General features: G+C 62.2%; 12 protein-coding genes. 7 read left to right on the forward strand and 5 right to left on the reverse strand.

From position 1 onward, the window contains the following. Positions 1–236 precede the first annotated feature (236 nt). The gene (locus QMK51_RS15925) at positions 237–1,205 is read left to right on the forward strand and encodes a 2-hydroxyacid dehydrogenase (protein WP_320390848.1); all 969 of its coding nucleotides are present in this window, start codon (positions 237–239) and stop codon (positions 1,203–1,205) included. On the opposite strand, the gene tssA is transcribed toward QMK51_RS15925, so the two are convergent. The 5 genes from tssA to QMK51_RS15950 form a co-directional block, all read right to left on the reverse strand. Next, a complete protein-coding gene (gene tssA / locus QMK51_RS15930) occupies positions 1,202–2,290 on the reverse strand; it encodes a type VI secretion system protein TssA (protein ID WP_320390849.1) in 1,089 nt (362 codons plus the stop codon). The genes QMK51_RS15925 and tssA overlap by 4 nt on opposite strands. Beyond that, complete coding sequence (locus QMK51_RS15935; protein WP_320390850.1) at positions 2,287–6,108, reverse strand: type VI secretion protein IcmF/TssM N-terminal domain-containing protein; 3,822 nt, start codon at positions 6,106–6,108, stop codon at positions 2,287–2,289. The genes tssA and QMK51_RS15935 overlap by 4 nt, the downstream gene beginning before the upstream one ends. Then, positions 6,105–6,872 (reverse strand): DotU family type IV/VI secretion system protein, encoded by a 768-nt coding sequence (locus QMK51_RS15940; protein WP_320390851.1) that lies wholly within the window; start codon positions 6,870–6,872, stop codon positions 6,105–6,107. The genes QMK51_RS15935 and QMK51_RS15940 overlap by 4 nt, the downstream gene beginning before the upstream one ends. Before the next feature lie 18 nt (positions 6,873–6,890). Continuing rightward, the gene (gene tssK, locus QMK51_RS15945) at positions 6,891–8,222 is read right to left on the reverse strand and encodes a type VI secretion system baseplate subunit TssK (protein ID WP_320390852.1); all 1,332 of its coding nucleotides are present in this window, start codon (positions 8,220–8,222) and stop codon (positions 6,891–6,893) included. A 184-nt stretch (positions 8,223–8,406) separates the two neighbouring features. Further along, positions 8,407–8,856: a type VI secretion protein gene (locus tag QMK51_RS15950; protein WP_320390853.1), complete on the reverse strand. Its 450-nt coding sequence runs from the start codon at positions 8,854–8,856 to the stop codon at positions 8,407–8,409. A gap of 228 nt (positions 8,857–9,084) precedes the next feature. Here QMK51_RS15950 and tssB point away from each other — a divergent pair, with 228 nt between their 5' ends. The 6 genes from tssB (at position 9,085) to tssG (ending at position 15,139) form a co-directional block, all read left to right on the forward strand. After that, on the forward strand, positions 9,085–9,633 hold the full coding sequence (tssB, locus tag QMK51_RS15955; protein WP_320390854.1) for a type VI secretion system contractile sheath small subunit: 549 nt from the start codon (positions 9,085–9,087) through the stop codon (positions 9,631–9,633). A gap of 28 nt (positions 9,634–9,661) precedes the next feature. After that, positions 9,662–11,149 carry a type VI secretion system contractile sheath large subunit gene (tssC, locus tag QMK51_RS15960; protein ID WP_258696104.1) on the forward strand — a complete coding sequence of 496 codons (1,488 nt, stop codon included), beginning with the start codon at positions 9,662–9,664 and terminating at the stop codon, positions 11,147–11,149. Positions 11,150–11,410: 261 nt separating this feature from the next. Further along, positions 11,411–11,914 carry an Hcp family type VI secretion system effector gene (locus tag QMK51_RS15965; RefSeq protein WP_258696105.1) on the forward strand — a complete coding sequence of 168 codons (504 nt, stop codon included), beginning with the start codon at positions 11,411–11,413 and terminating at the stop codon, positions 11,912–11,914. A 15-nt stretch (positions 11,915–11,929) separates the two neighbouring features. Then, positions 11,930–12,373 carry a type VI secretion system baseplate subunit TssE gene (gene tssE, locus QMK51_RS15970; protein ID WP_320390855.1) on the forward strand — a complete coding sequence of 148 codons (444 nt, stop codon included), beginning with the start codon at positions 11,930–11,932 and terminating at the stop codon, positions 12,371–12,373. Continuing rightward, complete coding sequence (gene tssF / locus QMK51_RS15975; protein WP_258696107.1) at positions 12,357–14,150, forward strand: type VI secretion system baseplate subunit TssF; 1,794 nt, start codon at positions 12,357–12,359, stop codon at positions 14,148–14,150. Before tssE ends, tssF begins: the two co-directional genes overlap by 17 nt. After that, a complete protein-coding gene (gene tssG, locus QMK51_RS15980; RefSeq protein ID WP_320390856.1) occupies positions 14,114–15,139 on the forward strand; it encodes a type VI secretion system baseplate subunit TssG in 1,026 nt (341 codons plus the stop codon). The genes tssF and tssG overlap by 37 nt, the downstream gene beginning before the upstream one ends. The last annotated feature ends 2 nt before the right edge of the window (positions 15,140–15,141 follow it).

Below are 15,141 nucleotides of genomic sequence, written 5' to 3' on the forward strand. Positions count from 1 at the left end.
TGTAGCGGCCTCGCAGGCTCGACAGCTGCTACAGCTATTCATTGCGGACAAACCCTCTCAATCTGCCGCGCTCTGATCTAGTGTTGTATCTAAGAAGTTCGCCGGTATCGCCAACGCCTGCACGAGTGCTTGCCAACCAATAGCCTATGACTGTGGGCCATTGCCAATCCTCTCTGGAGTCAGCAATCTGACGCGACGTTCAAGCCCCAACACTCCGCTGCCCACAGGAGCCCAGCATGACCGCAACCGTTCTGGTACTGGTTGAAACCATCAATGACTACCTGCCGATTCTCGAACGTCAGGGGTTTCATTTGATCCTGGCCCCGACCCCGGCCGAGCGCGCCGCCGCCATTGCCCGACAGGGCAGTCAGATCGAGGCGGTGCTGACGCGCGGCCCATTGGGCCTGTACGCCAATGAAATCGCCGCCCTGCCCAACCTGAAGATCATCTGTGTGATCGGCGCCGGCTACGAACACGTCGACCTGCAAGCCGCCGCCGACCGTGGCATCACCGTCACCAACGGGGCTGGCGTCAATGCCTCTTCCGTCGCCGATCACGCCATGGCGTTGTTGCTGGCGCTGGTGCGGGATATTCCTCGAGCCGATGCCGCCGTGCGTCGGGGCGAGTGGCCGAAAATCATGCGCCCTTCCCTGGCCGGCAAACGCCTGGGCATCCTCGGCCTCGGGGCCGTCGGCATCGCCATCGCCAAACGTGCGGCCAACGGCTTCGACATGAACGTGAGCTACCACAACCGCCAGCACCGCAGCGACGTGCCCTATAGCTTCTGTTCGACGCCCACCGAACTGGCACGCCACTCGGATTTTCTGATAGTCGCCGCACCCGGCGGGCTCGGCACCCAACACCTGATCAACAGGCAGGTGCTTGATGCCCTGGGGCCCAACGGCTTCATCGTCAATATCGCCCGGGCCAGTGTGATCGTCACGGCGGACCTGATCAGCGCGCTCGAACAGCGACGGATCGCCGGCGCCGCGCTGGATGTCTACGATCACGAACCCCAGGTGCCGGACGCCCTCAAGGGGTTGGCCAACGTGATTCTGACCCCCCATGTCGCCGGATTGTCCCCGGAGGCCACCCAAGGCACCGTGGAACTGGCCGGCAAAAACCTGACGGCGTTTTTTTCCGGTCAACCGGTACTCACCCCCATTGCTTTACCGCCGCCGTCGGCGGCCGCCCGGCTTCACTAAAGAACGCCCAACAGCGTCCAGAGTCGCCGGGATTCGGCATCGGCGCTGATCAGCTCCCCAAGCAGCTCACTCAGGGGCTTGTTGCCCCACTCCACGCCCCGTTTGATCAGATAGGGAACCGGGCTGTGGGGTTCGGTGCGCGCCAGATAGTCAGCGATCAACAGCAATTGCCGATACGCCTCTTCACGATTCGCCGGCTCGCTGAACACTTGGGGCGCTGGGATGACTTCCGGCACCGCAGCCGGGCTCGATGCCGCCACCGCAGGCGTTTCGACAGGCGCCGGGGTCGGTTTTCGTGGATGCATGGCGATGAACTCCTGAACCAGCGTCAACAATGCTTTGATCACGTCTTGCAACGCTTTGAAGCCCGGGGCCTGGTTGCCGAGCCAGGTGTCACTCCAGTTGTCCAGGCGTTGCAGGTGTTGCAGGCTCAGCAACAGGCTGCCCTGGCTGCGCAACCAGAAAGACAACGGAGTGGCGCGAATCTGTTCGGTGAGTTTTTTCTGTTCGTTGCGGGCGTTCTCGGCCGAGGCCTTGGCCGCTTTACTGTCGCTGGCCAGCACCTGTTGCAACTGCAAGCGGCGCCAGGCATCCAGACAGAAGCCATCGAATTCTCCGTTGTGCGGATCGAACAGCGGCACTCGGGTCAGCAACACTTCGGTGTAGCGTCGCGCCAGCCATTCGAGCGGTATCACTCGCCATGACTGGTCGCCATCCTCAGCCTGCGGGTGCAGGTGCTCGGGATAGCGCTCGCATAACCCGGCAACCAGCGCCAGGCTGCCCGGTAAGCCTTCGAGCCCGTCCTGATGCAGCCAGGCCTCCCCCAGCCAGGCGCTGAGCATCAAATCCTTGCTGCGTTCGAGCAGCAGGCTCGTGGCAAGCTTTTCCAGTTCCGGCCACTGGGCACGCTTGATCGACGACTGCCACACCCCCGTCGGCAAACTGGTGTCGTCCTCACGGCGCAGTTCGCGCAATCGGTCGAACTCAGGCTCATAACGCAAATCCTGACCACAAGGCGCCTCCTCGCTGATCGGTTCGAGCAGTTGCGCAATCAGTTCCGGCAACGGTGTTGAAGGTTGATTCACAGGCCCTCCTCATGGGATTCAATGGCTGCGGTCGACCGCGTCACCATGAACGGTGAACGCGGGGCCCGGGTCGGCAGGGGCTGAACGGACAGCGGCAATTTCGAGCCCTGGGCCATCAACGACAGGCGCACGAACATCAGGGTTTGCTCCGCGGTGGTGGTGCTGGCCTGCGTAGTCACGGGCAGGCGCAAGGTCAACGGAAAGTCCGTGTAGTCCATGTTCGGCTGGCGCTGCACCGATACATGCGAACGCATCAAGCGCAATAACGACCATGGACCGCTGTACTCCCATCCTGCTTCCAGGTCCCGCACCACCAGGCTCGGCTGTAACGGATCGTTGGCCGGGCGCTGGTAGCCATTCCTGGCCCAACGCAAGGTCAACCGGATCGGTTGGCCGACCATCCAGCGCAGGTTCTGCTGAGCCTCGCCGGGGTAGTTGATCTGTTGATTGCCGGCATTCAAGCCCCAGGCAATCACTTGATCGGCACCGCGCTCTTCCTCCCGATCGGTGCGCCAGCGCACGTCCATCTCCACTCCCAGCACACCGCTCTTGTCGCGCACGAACATCGGCCCCAGCCAGGTGCTGGCTTGCTTCAGGCGATTGAGAAAGTCTTCGGCGGCCAACCGTTCCGGGGGCTGGCTCTGCAGCAATCCGGACTGCGCCACCGGCAAACGCTTGTCGATCAGCTCCAGCAAATGCTGAACCCTGGCCGGGTCGGCGTCGGTAGCCTGAAGGCCGTTGGCAAACGGAAAGCGATCCGCCAGGTACTGGTTGAAATAGTTAGCCAGCTCGTTCCACGCCGCCGCGGCCTGTTGCTGTTGCAGGAACTGGCAGCGCTGCATGGCGGTTTGTTGCAGATCCACCGCCCGCAACGCCAATGTTCCGCGCCCGCCGGACAGGTTGGCGGTTTGCAGAATCTGGCCACAGGACGCGACGTCCATTTCGATGAAATCACGGCTCACCAATTGCTCGATCTGTGCCGGCGAACTGGCGGGGTTCTGCTCTTTGTATTTGAGCAGTTCGTCGTTGAGCGCACTGAACTGCGTCACGCGTTCATAATCCAACGCCGAGAGATTCTGTTGCTGGACTTTCAACCATTCCAGCGCCGAGGTGCGTCGTTCGGTGATACCGAGCATGGTGTTGAATTGCTGATTGAGGCTCAGTTTCAAATCCTGCACGTCGCTGGCGCCATACAGTTGCAGGCCGAGGTTTTTCGAGCCGTCCCACTGGCTGATTTCGGTGCGGCCGCTGAACAGCGGCTGAGCGACGATTTCGTCGAGGCCGCTGATGATGTCCGCCAAGGCCCGGCGATTCAAGGCCGTTTGCAAACGCGTGGCCAAATCGCTACGGCGCACCTCGATAAAGGCTTTCTGCAAGGCAATCGCCTGGGGCGCCTGCACATTGAAGACGCCACTGTGGACCTGCGCATTGTGCTCGCGCAGGCTCGACAACATGGCCTTGACCACCGCGCCTTCGGCCGCTTGCAACAAGGCGCCACGATACGCCGGGGGAATGCGTGGCAGCTCTTCGGCGGCATAACTCTTGTAGCTGGCGAAATAGTTCAGCGCACTGTCGAGGTCGTCGCCATCAACGCCCTGCCCCTGGCCATTCGGGGCTTCGGACCGATCCGCCTGTAAGGCGATGGCCACGAAGTCACGTTTGAACAGCGCTTGCACCGCGTTGTTGAGCTGCACCACATGTTCCTGCAAGACCAGTTGCCCACTGCCTTGCTGAATCAATAAATTATCCCGGGAGCCGGCCTGGACGATCCATTGATCACGAAAGCTCTGTTGCAGCTTGGCCGCCTGCATTTCCAACTGTTGTTCCAGTTGCGGTCCGAGCAAGGCGCTTTTGCGCACGTTGTCCAGCAACTCGCGATAGCCAGGCACCAGATCCTGCCCTTTGCCACGGCCCCACGCCGAATTCGTCAAGCCGATCACGGTTTGCAGGTCATCGACCAGTGCTCGCAAATCCTCGAGCTCGGTGAGGGAGTTGCCACTGCCGGCTTCCAGCCGTTCCAGATGCAGCTTGAGATAACCGGCCTGGCGCACGAAATTGTCGGCCAGGAAATATTGGTCCAGCCAGCGCTCCATGAGCCCGAGGAAATTTTCCTCGATCACCGGGCGCTCGACGGTCAGATCCAGCGGTCGCAAGTCGCTGCCGTCAGCATCGAACAACGCCCGGTTGTAAAAACCGGCGCGGTGCAACGTGCCGACGTTGAGGTTCAGCGATAACGCGTTGTTGCTCAGCAACACCAGGTCTTCGAGGGGGGCCTTGGGATTGTTCAGCGCCTGACTGAACCACTGGTTCTGCTGCTCCAGACGCACCGCACGCTCCACCAGATCCTTGGCCTTGACGTAGTTTTGCCATTGGGCAGGATCTTCGCTTTCGACGTTGCCCCGTCGTTCGGTGTTGCGGATGGTCTTGAGTTGCGCCAGCTCCGCGCTCAACAGGTCGCGCAACGGCAACATCAAATGGCTCTGGGCGGTCAGACGCAACTCGCTCGCCAACTGCGCATCCAGTGAAGAGAACCAGGAGGTCGGAAATACCACTGAAGTGAAGCTCCAGCCCGGCGCCTTTTCCAGCACTCGCCAGAAACCCTGGACGTTGCGCCGGGTCGACTCCAGCCGATGAGATTCATCGGTGACCGCCGCGTAGTTTTTCTGCACCCCCTGCAGCAGGCGCGACAGTTCATGGGCCTCCTTGACCGAATCCTGCCAGACCCACAGCATGCCCGCGCCCCAGACCAACGCAACCACCAGCGCCACCCCGCCGGTCACGCGCTGCCAGCGCTGACGCAGGCGTAACAGGCGCGGCACCACCAGCGCCAGACCGCGTTCGGCGACCACCCGCCGCTGCCACAATTGCCGGGCGAAGGCGCTCTGCTGCAACACGGTGTCGTAGGCCGAAAACCCGTCGATGGCGTCGTCCGATGGCTGGTTGGCGGTAAAATAAACACCGCGAAAACGCGGGGCCTCGCCTTGTGCATTGCCCTGGAAAACCGGCTCCAGCAGGCTTTGCAGATTGCGCCGCAACGCTTCGAAACGTTCCGGCAAGCCATACAAATCGACGCTTAACTGCCCGGACAAGGCGCCGATTTCGATGATCGATTCCGCCAGGGCCCGATTGACCTGATCCAGCGCCTGATCACTCCATTGCGCCTGCCAGACCGCATCCGCCCCGTGGGGCGAGGACCAGCCCAGCGTGCGTTCGCGGGCCTCGACCGGCAGCGCGGTGATCAACTCCTGAAAGCCCGGCAACTCTTCCATGCCGGTAATGACCACGTACACCGGCAGGCTCAAACCGAAGCGTTGCAACAAATCGATAAAGCGTCTACGCGCCGCCAGGCCGAGGGCCGCCGCCTGCTCGGCATTGCCCAGCCGACTGATCGGCACCGTCCAGATCACTCCGTCCAGCGGACGTTGACTGCGCAAGCGCAGGATCAACCCCAGCAAGCGCCACCAGCCACCCCGTTGCAGGTGCATGCCTTCATCCGGCAAAAACAGCGCCTGGGGCACCACCAATACCGCCCCTTCGGGGTCCGACCACCAGCGACCGAACCAACCCGGTTTGTCGGTGGGCTGCAAACGCCACTGGGTGCACAGCTGGGTGCCCTGGGTTTCGTTGCCGAGCATCAGCAGCCATGGAATCTGATAACGGTCCTGGGTGCCCTGCTCCTGCTCCATCTGTCGCACCGCCAGGTAAAAACTGCGAATCGCCGCCCCGCTTTGCGTGCGCAACCACCAGACCGCCACGGCGACAATCGCCAGCACCAACAGCACGGCGATGATGAGGCCGATAATCCCCAGCGTGCTCATGAGTCTTGCTCCGAGGTGGCCACCGAATCGGTCAGTTGCAAGACCGGTTCGAGCTCCTGGCGAATGTCACGCCAGAACAACTGCCCCAACCCGGTCAGCAGCAGGACCACGGCGAGAATCCCCAGGCCCAGGCGAAAACCGTCGGGCAACGAAAGTCGTACCGGCAATTGCAGCGGCGTCGCCGCCGATGGCTGTTCGAGCCGGGCACTGACATCGGCATAATCCGCCTCGTGCTGCCAGGCAAACGTGAACAGCGCCAGGCGCCATTTTTCATGCTGGGCCTGATTCTGTTCGCCCCGCAGCCGCCCCTGAAACCCCAGCACCAGGCACTGCAAATAGACATTGGCCAGATCGCGGGTAGTGGGAACCTGCTCGTCCAGCAGTTCCTTGATGGCCAACGGTATCCGCTCGCCGGCCTGACGGCTGGCGTACATCCGCGACTCCAGGGGTTTTTCCTGCCAGGCCGACTGGCCCGGCCACGGCGTGAACAGCAAGGTTTCATCGACCAGCGCGACAAAGGCGTAGACCAACGCCTTGACTTGCTCGGCGGCGGCATCACCGACTTTGGCGAAGGCCGTTCGCCAGAGTCGTTGGGAGATTTGCGTGGACAGCTCGACCACCGCGTCCACCAGCGCCTCGTCTTCGCTGTCCTTGGGCAACTGGCTCCAGTCCTGGGACCATTGCTGCCAGGCCTGACGAAAAGCACTGCTCAGCGGCGCTTCGTGGAGGCCTCGTGTACCCGTCCCGGCATTCCCCTCAGACATATGACGTTCCTTCCTTGATCAAGCACTTTCACTCGCCTGGGCCACAAACAACACCACTTGCCATGGACTGCTGACCAGCCTGGAAGCCGGCGCGGCAATCAGCAACGGCAACTGCCCGTCGAACCATTGGCCTTCGGCCGTCACCACGAACAACCGTGTATCGTCACCGACGCTGTAGGCCACTTGTTCATTGCGACTCATGGCCTGATGGGACAAACCGCTCATGCGCTGACGGCTGAGCAGCGCGATGTGCGGTTGCGACGCAATGATCGCCCCGCTCAGCCATTCGCTGGCGGCCTGCTCACTGGCACCGTTGGGCATGCGCAAACCGATGACCAGCCGTTGGCTCGGCTGGTCGTCGGGCAATTGAATCGAGAAGAACTGTTCGCTGCGTTCGAATGCCAGGCTGCGATAACCGGCGCGGATCAGTTCGAGGGTCTTTTCCAGCCAATCGAGTACAGCTTCATAACCGCGCTGCAGTTCAAGAAAATCCAGCGGGGCGAAGGCCGGAACCCCGGCCAATGGATCGAGCGCCGACCAGGCGCCGGCCAGCCCCAGCAACAATCCATACAACGCCTGCGGCGTGGCCACTCGACTGCTCAGCAGGCCTTCGACTTCCGGCAGCCGCGCCCAGAGCGCGGTCAACTGGCGCCGAATTTCCATCGCGTCGTCCTGATTGCCGGCCTGTTGCGCCTGGCGCAAACGACCGGCCAGGAACATGCATTTCTCCCGCGCCCTGGCGCACAGCCCCGCCACACGGCGACCCACGACCGACTCGGGCAACAGGCACGGTGTCGGCGGTGTGTAAGGCAACTGAAGAAAGCCGCCACCTTCCTTGCGAATCCTCAGCAGCGGCAGGCAGACGGAATCCGCCTTGTTCAGTTGCGTGCACAAACGCGGGTTCGGGCGCCAGACGGTGATCGATTCGGGGTACTCGCCACTGGTGAGGTCCGGCAATGCGTCGCCGACCACCGACTGCAATCGCCCCTTGAGCGGCAGCAATTGCCCGGCGCGCCACAGCGGGCTGATCGCCAGGTACACGGTGACGGTGGCGTTGTCCGTGGCATCGATCGCTTCACTGATGTCGAGCTCCAGCATCGGCCCCACACCGGCCTGCAGATTGACCGGCAAACCGTCCGGCAAGGTCGCCTGCACATTGATCAATCGTACGAGCCCGGCGCTCAATGCCGAAGGATCGAACTCAACGCGAGTCACGCCCCAGAACCACGGATTACAGGCCTGGGCGAAATGCGCCACCAGCGCCTCGGCCCGCAGCCCTTGCAACTGAAAATGCTGGGGCAATAACTGCATGCCCTCATGCCAGCAAACCGCGTCAGGTAGCAGACTCATACGATTCCCTTCGACCTCTCGTGGCGCCGCGCAAAAAAATGGGCGGCCTGACTTGAACACCGCAGCCCCTGTGGGAGCGAGCCTGCTCGCGATAGCGGTGGGTCAGCCAACATGGATGCTGAATGTACCGCCGTCATCGCGAGCAGGCTCGCTCCCACAAGTTTGCGCACCTCTACCTCTGTGTTCAGTTCGGGTGATCGCTGACCAGCGTCATCTCGCGACTGTCGAACTTGAGCCAGGCGTTGCTCTGATCGTCCAGCCGTAACCGGTGTGCTCCGGGAGTGTTATAGCTGGCGAAGACTAAAAGTCCAGCCGCCCGCTTGCCCCCCAGCGGGAAGGGTTGTTTGTCGATGAATTGACCGGGTACCAGCTCCAGTCCCCAGACCGTCATCAGCTGCCGGTAGTCGCGCTGGAACTGCTCGCGTTCGGCGAACCACTGGCGGGCGGTGATGCCCGACAACTGCTTGAGCAGATCCACGTCGTTCACCGCAATGAAGTCCACCGCGATCGGCGTGTCATCGTTGGCGCGGGGCGCGACGTCCAGCGTCAGGTTATCGAGGTCGACACGAGGCCCGAACAACGAACACCCGGCGAGCGACAGCAGCACAAGCAAAGAAAAAAGACGTGTGTACAAATTGAATTTTCCTTTTCTCGACACGGTCCAAAATTGTTTTTTGTTTGCTTTTTTATAGACCTGTTCTAGCGTCTTGGGTAGTTCGGTCGGCACGACGAATGTGGAAGGTTCGTCAAAGGAATGACAGGTCCTCTGCCCTCCCTTTCTAACCTACGGTCCAGTAAGGGAATGCGATGAAACGGGCCTCCCGATGCATTGCACCCGCCTCATGCATCGGAGTCAGCCACCATGGCAGAAAGTACTCAGCACAAGCTAGACAGGGTTCGCCCACCCCGGGTGCAAATCACCTACGACGTCGAAATCGGCAACGCGATCGAGAAAAAAGAATTGCCGTTGGTTGTCGGTATTCTTGCCGACCTCTCCGGCAAACCTCTCGAACCACTCCCGAAATTGAATGAACGGCGTTTCACCGAAATCGACCGCGACAACTTCAATGAAGTCCTCGCCTCGATCGGCCCGCGCGCCACCTTGCAGGTCACCAACACCCTCAGCGGCGATGACAGCAAACTCAACATCGAGTTGAACTTCAAACACATCGATGACTTCGACCCGGTCAAGGTGGTCGAGCAAGTCACTCCGCTGCGGCGCCTGTTCGAAGCTCGCCAGCGTCTGCGCGACCTGCTGACCAAGCTCGACGGCAACGATGATCTGGACAAGCTGTTGCGTGACGTCATTGCCAACACCGAGGGACTGCAAGAGATCAAGTCGGCCCGTCCGGAAGCCGCCGCGCCTGCCCCCGCAGGCGATGCAGAAGTACCGGCCGAACCACAAGCTTGATCGTTCATCCACTTAGGGAGAATTCGCCATGCCCGCCTCATCCGCCGCCCAGAGCCAAGCCAGCGACAGTGCAGCCCAGACCTTGTCTCTGCTCGATGAAATAATCGCCAAAGGCCGCATGGCCCATGACGACAGCCAGCAGGATTACGCCCGCGACATGCTCGCGGAATTCGCCACCCAGGTACTCGACGAAGGCATGGCCATCGACAAGGACACCGTGGCGATGATCAACGACCGCATCAGCCAGATCGACGAGCTGATCAGCGCTCAGCTCAACGAAGTGTTGCACCACCCGGACCTGCAAAAACTCGAAGCGTCCTGGCGCGGCCTGCACATGCTGGTGCAGAACACCGAGACCAGTACCCGGCTGAAATTGCGCCTGCTCAACGTGACTCAAAAAGAGTTGCAGAACGACCTGGAAAAAGCCGTCGAGTTCGACCAGAGCGCACTGTTCAAGAAGATCTACGAAGAGGAATACGGCACCTTCGGCGGCCATCCGTTCAGCCTGCTGGTGGGTGACTACACCTTTGGCCGGCACCCGCAGGACATCGGCCTGCTGGAGAAACTCTCGAACGTCGCCGCGGCCGCTCACGCGCCGTTCATTGCCGCTGCCAGCCCACGGCTGTTCGACATGAACAGCTTCACCGAACTGGCGGTGCCGCGGGATCTGTCGAAAGTGTTCGAGAGCCAGGAACTGATCAAATGGCGCTCGTTCCGCGAAAGCGAAGATTCGCGCTACGTGTCGCTGGTGCTGCCGCACTTCCTGCTGCGCCTGCCTTACGGTCCTGATACGTCGCCGGTGGAAGGCATCAATTACGTCGAAGACGTCAACGGCAGCGACCACGGCAAGTACCTGTGGGGCAACGCCGCGTGGGCCTTGTCGCAACGGATCACCGAAGCCTTCGCCAAATACGGCTGGTGCGCGGCGATTCGCGGTGCCGAAGGTGGTGGGGCGGTGGAAGGCCTGCCGGCCCATACCTTCCGCACCACCTCGGGCGACCTGTCGCTCAAATGCCCGACTGAAGTGGCGATCACCGACCGTCGTGAGAAAGAGCTCAACGACCTCGGCTTCATCGCCCTGTGCCACAAGAAAAACAGCGACGTGGCGGTGTTCTTCGGCGGCCAGACCACCAACAAATCCAAGCTGTACAACACCAACGAAGCGAACGCCAACGCGCGGATTTCGGCAATGCTGCCGTACGTGCTCGCAGCCTCGCGCTTCGCGCACTACCTGAAGGTGATCATGCGCGACAAGGTCGGCAGTTTCATGACCCGCGACAACGTGCAGACCTACCTCAACAACTGGATCGCCGACTACGTGCTGATCAACGACAACGCGCCGCAAGAGATCAAGGCGCAATACCCGTTGCGTGAAGCCCGGGTGGATGTGACCGAGGTGGCCGGCAAACCGGGGGCCTACAAGGCCACGGTGTTCCTGCGGCCGCACTTCCAGCTCGAAGAGCTGACCGCGTCGATCCGCCTGGTCGCGACCCTGCCGCCACCGGTAGCTGCCTGACCGCTGAAACCTGTGGCACCACTGGAGTCTGTGGCAGCACTGAAACCTGTGGCGAGGGAGCTTGCTCCCGCTGGGCTGCGAAGCGGCCCCAAAAACGGGACTGCTGCGCAGTCCAGCGGGAGCAAGCTCCCTCGCCACAGGTTCAGTGTTTGGCTTAACAGATTCAGTGTTCGGCTTAACAGGTTCAGTGTCCGGCTTAATTGATTGGCATTGGGTATTCACCCACTTGTCTATAGCGATTACTTTCAGGAGTTTCATGCGATGGATGCAATCATTCTCGACCTCGGCGGCGACATCAAAGGCGATAGCCTGCTCGAGGGTTACAAGGACAAGATCGAAGTCATGTCCTACAGCCACAACGTGGCGATGCAGGTGACCAACGACGTCAGCAACTCGGAGCGGACCTCCGGCAAGCCGCACATCGGCGAGTTCACCCTGACCAAATTCGTCGACAGCTCGACGCCCTCCCTCAACGAGTATTGCTGCGCCGGCAAACCGATCCCCGAAGCCAAGATCACCATCGGCCGTAACGCCGCCGAGGGCAGTGGCCAGCTGATGCCGTTCATCATCTACACCCTGACCAACGTGGTGCTGTCCAACGTCAGCGTCAGTGGCGGTACGGGTGGCAAACCGGTGGAAACCATTTCCCTGAACTTCACCAAGATCAAATGGGAGCTCACCGCCCAGAAAGACGACGGCACCAAGGAAGGCACGGCCGCCTCGACCTGGGACATGGCCGCCAACAAACTCATCAAAGCCAAGTAAGCGGACGCGTCGGCCATGGCAGGCACCGGCATTGTTCCGCCGTTGTTCGAGCGCCTCGCCGCAAGCGAGGTCGACACCGTGCAGGTGTTCGATCGCCAGGGGTTGCTCGACTCGGTGCACACGGAGTTGCTGCGCCTGTTCAACACCCGACGCGGTTCACGTCCGCTGACCTCACCGCCGAGCATTCTCGACTACGGCATCGCTGACTGGACGGCCTTGCAACAGCAGCGCAGCGATGACCGTCGTCAGTTGGCGCGGGAAGTCCGTGAGGCCATCACCCATTTCGAACCGCGCCTGCAACTGGGCGAGGTCGAGGTCAATCCGGTCCCCGGCCATCCGCAGCAACTGAGCATTCGGCTACTGGGCGAGTTGCGCAGCGGCCAGCAGCACTGGCCCGTGGCATTTGTCATCGAGAAGGCCAGCCATGGCCTTGAGGTGCGTCATGAGCGACTCGATTGACCCGCAACTGCTCGATTACTACCAACGCGAACTGACCTGGCTGCGCCACGCCGGGAGCGTTTTCGCCGAGCGTTATCCCAAGGTCGCCAGACGCCTGGAACTGTCCCCCGGTGAATGTCCCGACCCGCACGTCGAACGCCTGCTCGAAGGTTTCGCCTTGCTCGCGGCACGCCTGCAACGGCGGCTCGACGACGACTACGCCGAATTCAGCGACGCCTTGCTCGAACAACTTTATCCGTTGGCCATGCGGCCGCTGCCGTCCTGCGCGATCGTGCAGTTCGAGCCGGACCCGAGCAAGGGCAACCTGGACGATGGTTACCCATTGCCACGGGACACACCGCTGTTCGTCACCACCAGCAAAGGCGAGAGCATCCACTTTCGCACCAGCGCCGCGGTTCGACTGTGGCCGGTGGAAATCAACGAAGCGCTGTTGCTGGGCAGCGACGAAGCCCAGGCCCTGACCGGTGTGGCGCAGGCGCGCTCAGCCCTGCGCCTGAGCCTGCGTTGCCTCGGTGAAAGCCAGTGGTCGACGCTTACCATCAAACAGTTGCGCGTGCACCTGGCTGCCTCGCCGGTGATCAACGCCTGCCTGTATGACCTGCTCGGCGCCCATGCCGTGAAGGTGCTGGCCGGACCGGTCGGCAGCGTGCCGAAAGTGCTGGCGGGGTTGCCAGATATCGTCGGTTTTGCCAGCGATGAAGTGCTGTTGCCGGACGAGGACGGCGTGCATCCAGGCATGCGCCTGCTCGCCGAGTACTTCGCCTTTGCGGACAAATTCAACTTCTTCGACATTCCATTGGCCGGCGCCACCAGCGACAGCCAGACGCTGTACCTGTACATCGTCTTCGACCGCGCCCCGGCCAACCGCCTGCACCTTCAGGCCAGCGACTTCGCTTTGGGTTGCGCGCCGGCGATCAACCTGTTTCCACGAACCTCGGAGCCCCTGCGCCCGGACGGTACCCGCAGCGAGTATCGCCTGATCGCCGACAGCCACCGGGAAAACAGCGTCGAGATCCACAGCATCCGGGGGATGCGCGCCAGTTCCGCCCAGGGCGTGCAACGGGTGCCGGCTTATTACGGCAGTCAGCATGGCGGCACCGACAAACAGTGCTATTGGCACGCGCGACGGGTCAGCGGCATGACCCCGAATCGCCTGGGCACCGACTTGATGGTGAGCCTGGTGGACACCCGGCTCGACCCGCTGTCCGAGGCCAACGAATACAGCCTCACCGCCGAACTGCTGTGCACCAACCGGCATCTGGCCCAGAGCCTGCCGGCCGGCACGCCACTGGGCTTCGAGCGACCGGGGCCGGTGGCCTGGGCCCGGTTGCGCAACCCACCCAGCCCGCAAAGCCTGCCGCGCCTGGACGGCGAGTCCCGTTGGCGGCTGGTGTCGCAACTGACCCTCAATCATCTATCACTGGTCGAGGGGCCGCAGGCGCTGGATGCCCTCAAGGAAATCCTCCAGTTGCACAACCTGCGTGACGAAGCCAGTGCCCTGCGGCAGATCGAAGGCTTGCTCGGCCTTGGCTGTGAACGGGTGATCGCCCATGTCGGCGAAGATGCCTGGCGCGGCTGGCGCAATGGGCTGGAAGTTCAGCTGCAACTCGATCCGCAGCATTTCGTCGGCAGCAGCGCGGTATTGTTTTCAGCAGTGCTGGCGCAATTCTTTTCACTCTATGCCACCGCCAATCGCTTCGTGCGCACGGTACTGGTCCAGTCAGACAAGGAGGTCAAGACATGGCAACCCCAAGCCGGCATGCCGCTGTCCCTCTGAGCCTGAGCCAGAAGCTGCGGCGCGATCCGCAGGCGTTCGAGTTGCTGCAAGCGTTGCTGCTGCTGGAGCGCGAACACCCGCAAGCCGAATCCCTGGGCAGCGGCACCGCCCCTCAAGCGGAAGCCTTGCGCCTGCGCGGGCCGTTGACGCCACTGTTTTCCGCCAGCGAAATCGAAAACCTGACCCAGGAAGCGGGCCAGCCACCGACGCTCACGACTCCAGTGTTTGGCCTCGGCGGACCGGACGGCCCCCTGCCCTACGCCTATCAGGAATGGCTGCAACAACGCGCCCGGGCCAAGGATCATGCACCGGCCGAGTTCCTCGACCTGTTCCAGCATCGCTTGCTCAGCCTGCTGTACAAAGTGATGCGCAAACACCGGATTGCGGTCGGCTTCACACCCCCCGGCGCGTCGCCGGTGCAGGCGCAACTACGGGCGCTGACCGGGTTGTTGCCCAAAGCCTTGCAGGAACGTCAAGCCGTACCCGACTCCGCCGTACTGGCGTGCAGCGCGCTGTTTGCCGACGGTCGTCGCTCCCTGGCCGGTTTCGCCGCGATCGTGCGCGAGCACTTCGAATTGCCGGTGGCACTCAGCGCCTACGAAGGTGCCTGGCGGGAAATTCCGCCCGCCAGTCGCAGCCGCCTGCAACCGGGTGGGCGCAATCTGCAACTGGGCCGCAGCGCCGTGGCCGGCACCCGGGTCTGGGATGAACATGCCGGCATCCGCCTGAGCCTCGGCCCGCTGACCTCGGCGCAGGCAGCGCGGTTTCTGCCGGATGGCGAATCCCATCCGGCGCTGGCCAGCCTCAGCGCGTTGTATTTCGGCCCCGATCTGGATTGCACGCTGGTGCTGTTGGTGCGTGGCGCCAGCCCGATGAAACTCGGTCGCCAGGCGCCGCCCTTGCTCAGTTGGAACGGCGGCCTGCAACGCCAGACCAGCCTCGCCGTGCAACGGATCGAAACCCGCCTTCGTCAGCTGGAGATCACCTGAAC

Source organism: Pseudomonas sp. P9_31 (genome assembly GCF_034008235.1).
GTDB lineage: Bacteria > Pseudomonadota > Gammaproteobacteria > Pseudomonadales > Pseudomonadaceae > Aquipseudomonas.

Coding starts and splice junctions, on each gene's coding strand:
- QMK51_RS15935 (WP_320390850.1), bottom strand. CDS start 6,108: ATGAGCACGCTGGGGATTATCGGCCTCATCATCGCCGTGCTGTTGGTG.
- tssC (WP_258696104.1), top strand. CDS start 9,662: ATGCCCGCCTCATCCGCCGCCCAGAGCCAAGCCAGCGACAGTGCAGCC.
- tssE (WP_320390855.1), top strand. CDS start 11,930: ATGGCAGGCACCGGCATTGTTCCGCCGTTGTTCGAGCGCCTCGCCGCA.
- tssG (WP_320390856.1), top strand. CDS start 14,114: ATGGCAACCCCAAGCCGGCATGCCGCTGTCCCTCTGAGCCTGAGCCAG.
- QMK51_RS15940 (WP_320390851.1), bottom strand. CDS start 6,872: ATGTCTGAGGGGAATGCCGGGACGGGTACACGAGGCCTCCACGAAGCG.
- QMK51_RS15965 (WP_258696105.1), top strand. CDS start 11,411: ATGGATGCAATCATTCTCGACCTCGGCGGCGACATCAAAGGCGATAGC.
- tssB (WP_320390854.1), top strand. CDS start 9,085: ATGGCAGAAAGTACTCAGCACAAGCTAGACAGGGTTCGCCCACCCCGG.
- QMK51_RS15925 (WP_320390848.1), top strand. CDS start 237: ATGACCGCAACCGTTCTGGTACTGGTTGAAACCATCAATGACTACCTG.
- tssF (WP_258696107.1), top strand. CDS start 12,357: ATGAGCGACTCGATTGACCCGCAACTGCTCGATTACTACCAACGCGAA.
- tssK (WP_320390852.1), bottom strand. CDS start 8,222: ATGAGTCTGCTACCTGACGCGGTTTGCTGGCATGAGGGCATGCAGTTA.